The organism is Dethiosulfatibacter aminovorans DSM 17477, from assembly GCF_900142005.1.
Classification (GTDB): Bacteria; Bacillota; Clostridia; order Tissierellales; family Dethiosulfatibacteraceae; genus Dethiosulfatibacter; species Dethiosulfatibacter aminovorans.
In genome coordinates, this window is sequence record NZ_FQZL01000019.1 from 63,096 (window position 1) to 71,518 (window position 8,423).

The 8,423-nt window shown below is 38.0% G+C and carries 9 protein-coding genes; 3 read left to right on the top strand and 6 right to left on the bottom strand.

All coding sequences use genetic code 11. From position 1 onward, the window contains the following. Positions 1 to 7 precede the first annotated feature (7 nt). The 6 genes from BUB05_RS12245 to BUB05_RS12270 all read right to left on the bottom strand — a co-directional run bounded on the left by BUB05_RS12245 (position 8) and on the right by BUB05_RS12270 (position 5,607). Complete coding sequence (locus BUB05_RS12245; protein ID WP_073049903.1) at positions 8 to 2,110, bottom strand: acetate--CoA ligase family protein; 2,103 nt, start codon at positions 2,108 to 2,110, stop codon at positions 8 to 10. Between the two features lie 15 nt (positions 2,111 to 2,125). Continuing rightward, on the bottom strand, positions 2,126 to 2,653 hold the full coding sequence (locus tag BUB05_RS12250; RefSeq protein WP_073049904.1) for a 2-oxoacid:ferredoxin oxidoreductase subunit gamma family protein: 528 nt from the start codon (positions 2,651 to 2,653) through the stop codon (positions 2,126 to 2,128). Next, a complete protein-coding gene (locus tag BUB05_RS12255; protein WP_073049905.1) occupies positions 2,653 to 3,393 on the bottom strand; it encodes a thiamine pyrophosphate-dependent enzyme in 741 nt (246 codons plus the stop codon). Before BUB05_RS12255 ends, BUB05_RS12250 begins: the two co-directional genes overlap by 1 nt. Next, entirely contained in the window at positions 3,393 to 4,442 is a 1,050-nt protein-coding gene (gene vorB / locus BUB05_RS12260; protein WP_073049906.1) for a 3-methyl-2-oxobutanoate dehydrogenase subunit VorB, read from the bottom strand. The genes BUB05_RS12255 and vorB overlap by 1 nt, the downstream gene beginning before the upstream one ends. A 22-nt stretch (positions 4,443 to 4,464) precedes the next feature. After that, the gene (locus tag BUB05_RS12265; protein WP_073049907.1) at positions 4,465 to 4,662 is read right to left on the bottom strand and encodes a 4Fe-4S dicluster domain-containing protein; all 198 of its coding nucleotides are present in this window, start codon (positions 4,660 to 4,662) and stop codon (positions 4,465 to 4,467) included. Between the two features lie 282 nt (positions 4,663 to 4,944). Next, the gene (locus tag BUB05_RS12270) at positions 4,945 to 5,607 is read right to left on the bottom strand and encodes a helix-turn-helix transcriptional regulator (RefSeq protein WP_073049908.1); all 663 of its coding nucleotides are present in this window, start codon (positions 5,605 to 5,607) and stop codon (positions 4,945 to 4,947) included. Positions 5,608 to 5,779: 172 nt separating this feature from the next. Between BUB05_RS12270 and BUB05_RS12275 the strand changes: the two genes are divergently transcribed. The 3 genes from BUB05_RS12275 to BUB05_RS12285 all read left to right on the top strand — a co-directional run. Next, positions 5,780 to 7,033, top strand: coding sequence for an MFS transporter (locus BUB05_RS12275; protein WP_073049909.1), 1,254 nt, complete (start codon positions 5,780 to 5,782; stop codon positions 7,031 to 7,033). Between the two features lie 423 nt (positions 7,034 to 7,456). Next, on the top strand, positions 7,457 to 7,690 hold the full coding sequence (locus BUB05_RS12280) for a ubiquitin family protein (protein ID WP_073049910.1): 234 nt from the start codon (positions 7,457 to 7,459) through the stop codon (positions 7,688 to 7,690). A gap of 96 nt (positions 7,691 to 7,786) precedes the next feature. Further along, positions 7,787 to 8,423, top strand: a 637-nt coding sequence (locus BUB05_RS12285; protein ID WP_425430045.1) for a sodium:solute symporter family transporter, incomplete at its 3' end; no start/stop codon positions are given.

Consider the following 8,423-nt stretch of genomic DNA (forward strand, 5'->3'; position numbering starts at 1 on the left):
CCCTCACTTAAACATATTTTACTATCAAAGCATCTACAGCCTTGACTCCTTTACCTTCCGGGTAAACAAAAACCGGATTCAAGTCAAGTTCCTTGATTTCATTTCTGTTCTGCTGGGCATATTGAGAAACACTGACCATCAGATCTGTCAAAGCCTCAATGTCACTTTTCTCGGAGCCCCTATACCCGTTCAACAGCTTGAAAGACTGAAGCCCTTCCAGCATCTCCAAAGCCTCTTTTTTATTTATAGGAACCGGACACATTGCAACATCCTTGAATACTTCAACAAATATGCCGCCCATCCCAACAAGAAGCATTGGTCCAAACTGGGCGTCACTAGATATTCCGACAATCATTTCCAATCCCTGAGGCGCCATTTCTTGAACTAAAATTCCGTCATGCTGCGCTGATGCCGCTTTTTCTTCGACATTTCTTAAGATTGTTTTCTTCGCTGCCGTTGCCTCTTCATAATTCCTGATATTAACCTTGACGCCGCCTACATCGGATTTATGAAGTATTTCATCAGAATTTATTTTCATTACGACCGGGAATTCAAGTACCCTGGAAGCCTCTGCCAGTTCATCATCACAGGATACTTTCATTTGCTTTGGAAACGGTACTTTATAATCAAGAAGCTCCAGCCTGCTTTCAAATTCCGACAATGCTTTTTCATTCAATCCTTCCATTTCAACTTTCTTGAAAACATCATTGAAGTCATGATCGTTAAAATTGTATTTGATGTATTCTGAAATTTTATTCAGGCATGAGAAAGAAGTGTTGATTGACGACATAAGCGGTACTCCTGCATCTTCAAGTATTTTTCTCGAACCATGATATCTGTAACCCTCCAATGAAGGTACTGCGAAAATGGGCTTTTCCACACCCTCTTTTTTAGCTGTGGCAATACTGTTACATAATAATGCCGTAGTTTCGTCTTTATCTTTCTTCACATTGGTGCCTACTATAATACTTCCTACCGCAGAATCTTCTTGAAGGGCCTTCAAAATGCCAATCATCTTATTCCCATCTCTGAATAGTGCCGTCGTAGCATCCAAAGGATTTTTAGCCACTGCAAAATCCGGAATGTGTTTTTGAATTTCAATTTTACTTTCTTCAGTAAGGTCTACAAAATCCACATTGTAATCTTCTGCAAGATCTGCCGCCAATGTGCTCTCGCCTCCTGAAAAACTGATCATTGCAAAGGTTTCTTTTTGGGGAAAACTACCGCCCAACACATTGAGTGCCTGTGACAGACACATGAATTCTTCCAAATTATCAGCAACAATAACACCATATTTCTTGAAAATGCTTTTATAGGCATTGTCGGAACCTGCAAGACTACCTGTATGGGATGCGGCCGACAAGGCACCCTTGACAGAACGTCCGGACTTAAGAACAACAACCGGCTTTGATAATTCCTGAGCTCTTTTCAATGTTTTCAAGAATCTGTCTGCATCTTTTATTCCTTCCAGATAAATCGAGATTACATCTACATATTCATCTTCAACAACATATTCAAAGTACTCTTCCAGGGAAACAATATTACCATTACCTGTCGAGAGACCATATGAAATATTGAAAAAGTCAGTATTCAGTATTTCTGCTGCAATAAATCCACTTTGAGCAATAATTGCTATTCCGCGGCTTTCATCTTCCAGATCCCAGTGAGTGTGTCCTGCCCACATGTTGATTTTATCTACATTATTGATAGCACCCATACAATTCGGTCCCAGAAGCTTCATATCATATTGCTTCGCAATTCGATTCAATCTATTTTCAAGTTCAATACCTTCTTCAGTGCCTTCTTCAGCAAAACCGCTTGCATAAACGATGGCCGCCCCAACTCCCAACCCACCAGCCTCTTCAAGTACGAGAGGCACAATTTTACTTGCCGTACAAATTACAACACAGTCAACAACCTCCGGCAGTTCAGTTAATGAACCATAACATTTCATACCTTCAAAAACAGCCCTCTTTGGATTAATGTAATACACCCTGTCCTTATTTTTGCTTTTAGCCGCACTTAAGCCTGCATTTCTACCAAATCCCGGTTTTTCTGTAACTCCTACTATTGCAATGCTCTGAGGTTTTATTAATTTATCTAGACTCATGAATGCCTCCTATTATTAGCTCTTGTACCCTTTCATTAGTGCAGCTTCATTACTTTCAACAAACTTGCTTTTTCCCTTGTCTTCAAAAAATGCCCTTAACACTTTCTTCGTTGTTTCAAGGTCGAACATTTTTGTTTTTCCAATAATTGCACCACCAGCAACAATGTTTGCACCCTTCTTGTTGTTAGCTTCACTCGACAATGTCATGAAAGGTATTCTCATGACTTCCACATCATCCCTTACTTCTACATTATCGTTGACTGCATCACTGTTTATCGCAATCAGTCCACCCGGTTTAACAAGCTTTGCATATTCCAGCGAAGGTTCGTTCATTGCAACAAGAACATCAACTTCCTCCATATCCGGTCCACCAATTTGTTCATCGGAAAATTTAACAACACTATAAGCTTTTCCACCTCGCATAGTCGGCCCGTAGGCAGGCATCCATGTCACGTTTTTCCCTTTTTCCATAGCAATTTGTGAAAATATAAGCCCTAAAGTCAAGACACCCTGACCTCCAAATCCCGCAAATACTAGTTCCATTAACGATCACCCTTCCTTTTCAATAATTCACCAGTTGGATAATGTGGCAATACATCTTTTTCCATCCACTTCAATGATTCTTCCAGATTCAAACCCCAGTTTGTTGGACATGGCGCTAGAATTTCCACCAATGAATAACCTTCACCGTTTATTTGAGCTTCTATGGCTGCCCGTACATATTTTTTAAGGGCATTAATCTCTTTTACACTATGTACTGATCCTCTGGCTACATAACCGATATTATCAAATGTAGACACCATTTCAGGAACTTTCATAGGAGTACCTGTGGTATAAACATCTCGACCCCTGCTACTCGTAGTAGTAATTTGATCCGGCACAGTTGTCCATGACATCTGTCCTCCAGTCATGGCAAAATTGTTGTTGTTGATTACAAATACTGTGACGTTTGCATTTCTATATGCGGCATTCAGAGTCTCCGCAATACCAATTACATATGCATCACCGTCCCCCTGATAAGACATGGCAAGCACATCCGGCCTTGCCACCTTGACTCCCGTTACAACTGCCGATGCTCTACCATGGGCACACTGGAGCTTGTCACCTCCCCAACTGAAATTCATATTGCAGGAACAACCTACACCCAGTGTCGTAATTGATTTTTTTTCATATCCGAATTCTTCAACAACTTCTGCAATTATTCGATTAGCTATACCGTGTCCGCAACCTGAACAAAAATGGTTAGGCTCGTCTTGCATAAATGGCCTTTTTAAAGTTTTCATTAGAATACCTCCTTTAATTGTCCAGCCAGTAATTTATCATATTCTTCAACAATATCCATGGTCTTAGGAATCTTTTGACCTGTAAAAAGTCCATAAACAGGAATATTGGAATCCAGCATCTTCTTTGCAGCCAGGGCAACATCTTCCACCAATTGACCTGCGTCATTGTTTTCAACAGACATAAATCCCTTTACGCTTCCAGGCAATGAATCAAACGCTTTGAAGGGAAAAGGCCAAGCCGTTATTGGTCTTATAAACCCTACTTTTTCTCCTCTTGCCCTTAACCTCTTTACTGCATTTTTCGTAGTTCTAGATGCCAGTCCAATAGATACAAATACATATTCTGCATCCTCAAGACCTTCACTTTCCCATCTCTGCTCATTTTCAGCAATCATTTCGTATTTTTCCTTGTAAAGCTTCGGCCTTAAAGGCGCCGGCACTCTATCATGATCTCTATTTGTACCATCAAAGGTCCAGCCAAGATCATCTTTTCTTTCTTTGAATTCAGGGAACTCTACTGGCTCCATCATCTGCCCCAGAGCCGCTTCTGACAATATTTCAACAGGATTTCTATATTTCTCTGAAATATCAAAAGATTCATAAGTAAGATCGATCATTTCCTGGATAGTGTTTGGAACATATACAATCACTCTATAATCTCCATTACCTCCACCTCTCGTTTCTCTCAAGTAATCACATTGAGATGAATCCAATGACCCCAATCCAGCTCCCCATCTTTGTACATTTGCAATAACCGCTGGAAATGCATTGGCACAAAGGTATGATATACCTTCCTGTTTTAATGAAATTCCTGGGCCTGAAGAGCTCGTCATTGATCTCATACCACAGGCATATGCTCCAAATATCATATTTATTGCAGAGATTTCATTCTCAGCCTGTATAAATGTTCTTTCTAATTCCGGTAATCTGGTTGAAAGATATTCCATAACTTCAGTTTGAGGAGTTATTGGATATCCGGAGTAAAATTCACAACCGGCTCGCACTGCCGCTTCAGCCAAGGCATGATTGCCTTTCCACATTTTTTTCATAATTCTCACTTCCTTTTTAGTTTTATTTTCCGAGTTCAAAAACAATATCGGGACACACTGAATAACAAATACCGCACTCTATGCATGCTGAATCATCAACTGAAACAAACTGATATCCTTCTTTGTTTAATTCACCATCAAAAGAAACAGCGTTCTTCGGACACGAAATGACACAATAGCCACATCCCTTACATCTATCGACAGATAATTTCAATGCCATACTTTTCACCTCCATTTATTAAAATTTATTTTTTATCTTAAAATATTTTTTAAGTGATTTGTAAAAAAAATATCCTCTCTGGATACATTTTATATTATTCACTTTTTATATCCGACTGCATCATCTTTCTTGTAGATTTGTCCCCGCTATGTACTTTCGTCTAATATATTTGTATCATAATTATCGCTTGTTGTCAAATTTATTTTTTGCCTTAAAATTTATTTTAACTGTTGTATATAAAAATCCCTTCCAAATTAATTTGGCAGGGATTTTTATATATGCTTATGATTTTTGACTGGTCCTAATTTCCTCAAGATAGTTGTAAATGGAAAACTTTGAAATACCTATGAGTTTGGCAACCATGTTTACCGAACCTTTAACGAGAAAGATTCCCTTGTCATCAAGCTCCCTAATCAGAGCTACCTTCTCATTCTTCTCCAGCGATGGAAAACTTCTGAACCCCAGCCGTTCCAGTAAAAATTTTTCAACCGTATCCTCTACAAAATCCTGGATTGTTCCACTGCCTTCACCACCGGGCAACCTGTCCATTTCAGTGTCCTCTTCCAAATTGCCAGACTGGCTCAGTTCCTCAAGAAAACTGAGAATCATCTTGATATGAACGATGTTGTGATTCACACAAAAACAGCCTGCTATCTCACTCTTGTCCTTAATGAAAAGCAGCGAAGTTCTTAAAACATGCCCATCCATGTTTTTATTTATGAATCCATATTTGTTTTCGATATGCTTGCCTGATGACTGGATCATTTTCAAAATATAATCCGGCGCAGGATCGCCCATTTTTTCATCAGTTAAACAACCGTGCATTCCTATGATTTCACCTTTCGGATTGGTGAAATCATATAATACAACATGACAGGTCTCACCAAACTGCATTTTCATCATATCCATAAATGATAAATATTCTTGCTTGATACTATTTTTCAAAACAGCCCCCCAAATCATTTTTTTATAGTATACCAATTTATTTTAACATAATCAATTTTTTGTTTTCCGGTAAATTTTTATTTACTTCAATCGTTTTTCGTAAATTATTATTGCTTTTTGTTATTTGTTAATGTAGACTATAACCACCAATAAACTTGAAAGGATGATAATTATGTCAAAGAATAAAATATTTTACGGCTGGTATTTATGCCTTGCCTCACTCATAATGCTCATTGGAGGATCAGGAATAATGACCAATTCAGCAAGCCAGTTTATGAAACCTGTCACCTCAGCGCTTGGGATATCCAGATCTCAGTTTTCACTTTATATGTCTTTCACGACTATTTCGATTATGTTAATAAGTCCCTTTATAGGCAGAATTTACAAAAAATTCAATCCAAGAAAAATAACCATTACTGCCGGCATTGTCATGTTGTCTGCATGGACTTCGCTATCCTTTGCCAAATCACTTGTCCATTTGTATATAGCCGGACTTGTACTGGGATCGGGATTGGCATTTGTCGGTCTCATCACCGCCAATATCCTTATGACTAATTGGTTTCACGAAAAAAAGGGAGTAGCCATGGGAATCGCTCTCACAGGTACAGGAATAGGAAGCATGATATTCAACCCAGTTGCCAGTTACCTTATTATGACTTACGGTTATCAAGTTGCATACAGAATCCTGGCACTTATATCCTTGTTTTTCCTGATACCCATTTTTATGATTTACAAATATCAACCAAGTGATATGGGGCTTAAACCTTACGGCATGACAACAAACAAGGATACAAACAGCAAGAGTTCATTGGAATTGCCCGGAATTATGTATTCCGATGCAGTCAAATCCTATAAATTTTGGGCAATATGCTTTATTTCCTTTGGTCTTAGTTCCAGTGTCATGGGTTTATTTACTCATACGATGCCTTATCTGACCGACATTGGCTATGACCAAATGTTTGCAGCCAGCTTAATAGGGACCATGGGTCTATTCCTCGCTTTTGGCAAATTATTCTTTGGCTGGATTAATGATAAACTTGGAATCAAAACAAATTTCACAATAGCACTGTCAACTACCATATTCAGTGTAATAGCTCTATATTTTGCAAAAAATCAAGTAGCAGCTTCACTATCAACTGTTCTATTTGGATTGGCGCTGGCTGTGCCGTTTATCATATCACCACTATTGACAGCTTCAGTTTTTGGTCAAAAGGACTTTGCCAACATATATGGAACCGTTACTTCGTTTCTTTTTCTTGGCCCTACCCTCGCCCCACCAATAACCGGTTATATATTTGATAAATCAGGAAATTATAATTTAGCCTTTGCCATCTATTTGATAATCCTCGTTCTTGCATTTACAACAGGACAGTTTGTTCTTTCAACAAACAGCTCAAAAAATAAATCAAAAGAGAAAGCAATATAAACACCCAAATCATATGCAATAAAAATCAAATATCAATTAAAGTGTCGCAGAGAGATTAAATCTGCGACACCTTTTCTAATCCAAACACAATACCATGACGGCATACATGTTTCTTCCATACGACTTGAACAATCTATATGTTACCTGATGTATTATTATGACCTTATAAATTTTAACATCTCTCGTTTGTCATTCCTTACAAGAAATTCATATATTTTCGTTATCCAATACCGAAATTTATTCATTTTCGGATTTTTTCTAAATTCAATGTTATCAAATTTATTTTAAGATATAAAATTTTTTGACAAAACGTTTTCTTGTGTTATACTATATGTAAATCTTTTTTACGTTTAAAATTTTTTGTACAAGGAGGTATAACATAAGAATTCCAGAACCATTAGTAATTAATGAAAGGATGGTCAAATGAAATATACTATAAAAAGCGAAATATACAAAGAAGGATTGCCATTTAATAAATGGTTCCATTATGAATGCACTAACAGCAATCGCGTCAATGACTTAATCGAGTCTCTAGGTATAGCCAGAGACAAGGTAGGTCTGGTAATAGTCAATAATCATCCTAAACCCAATACGTATATGTTGAAAAACAAGGACAGCATCAGAATAATAGGACGAATATTTCCAGAATACTTATAAGTCATCGCTATTTCAACCCATAGCAAAGACAACTAATATTTTAAAGCCTCTGAAACCAGAGTCTTAACCAAACTATTAATTTAAGGAGAGTTTTATATGCCAGTATTATTATCATTATGTGCTCTATATATTGTTGTTGGTTACATTCTGTCCAAAAGAGTCAATACTGCTTCGGATTTTTTAGTAGCAGGTAGAAGCCTGCCTGTAATCGTTGTCTCGTTTACAATAGCAGCTACCCATTTTGGAGGCGGGGTATTTGTTGGAGGTATTGAATGGGGTGTTGAAAAAGGAGTTTGGCCAGGCGCGTATGCAGGTATCGGACTCGGTTTGACATGTTTTATTTCAGCAATAATTGCTGGTAAGTTCAGAGAAATCGCCGACGGAATTACACCCCCGGACTTTATTGAACATCGTTATGGTCATTCAAAATTTCTAAGAGGTTACCATGCCATCGTATATATATTAGGAACTGTCGCAATCATCGCATGTCAATTCATGGCATTCGGATCCATGGCAAGCGCTTTTGGTATTTCTTATAAAACTGCCGTTCTCCTGGGTACAGTTGTTGTTATCATCTATACCTATATGGCAGGCATGTGGGGCGTTGCCATCACAGATTTCATACAGCTGGGTATGTGCATCCTCTTTATACCGATTATTGCAGTTCTTGGTGGACAAATCATTGCTGCTGAACATTCCGTAACAATTGGAGATCTGCTCTCTCAACCATTTT

Coding starts and splice junctions, on each gene's coding strand:
- BUB05_RS12245 (WP_073049903.1), bottom strand. CDS start 2,110: ATGAGTCTAGATAAATTAATAAAACCTCAGAGCATTGCAATAGTAGGA.
- BUB05_RS12250 (WP_073049904.1), bottom strand. CDS start 2,653: ATGGAACTAGTATTTGCGGGATTTGGAGGTCAGGGTGTCTTGACTTTA.
- BUB05_RS12255 (WP_073049905.1), bottom strand. CDS start 3,393: ATGAAAACTTTAAAAAGGCCATTTATGCAAGACGAGCCTAACCATTTT.
- vorB (WP_073049906.1), bottom strand. CDS start 4,442: ATGAAAAAAATGTGGAAAGGCAATCATGCCTTGGCTGAAGCGGCAGTG.
- BUB05_RS12265 (WP_073049907.1), bottom strand. CDS start 4,662: ATGGCATTGAAATTATCTGTCGATAGATGTAAGGGATGTGGCTATTGT.
- BUB05_RS12275 (WP_073049909.1), top strand. CDS start 5,780: ATGTCAAAGAATAAAATATTTTACGGCTGGTATTTATGCCTTGCCTCA.
- BUB05_RS12280 (WP_073049910.1), top strand. CDS start 7,457: ATGAAATATACTATAAAAAGCGAAATATACAAAGAAGGATTGCCATTT.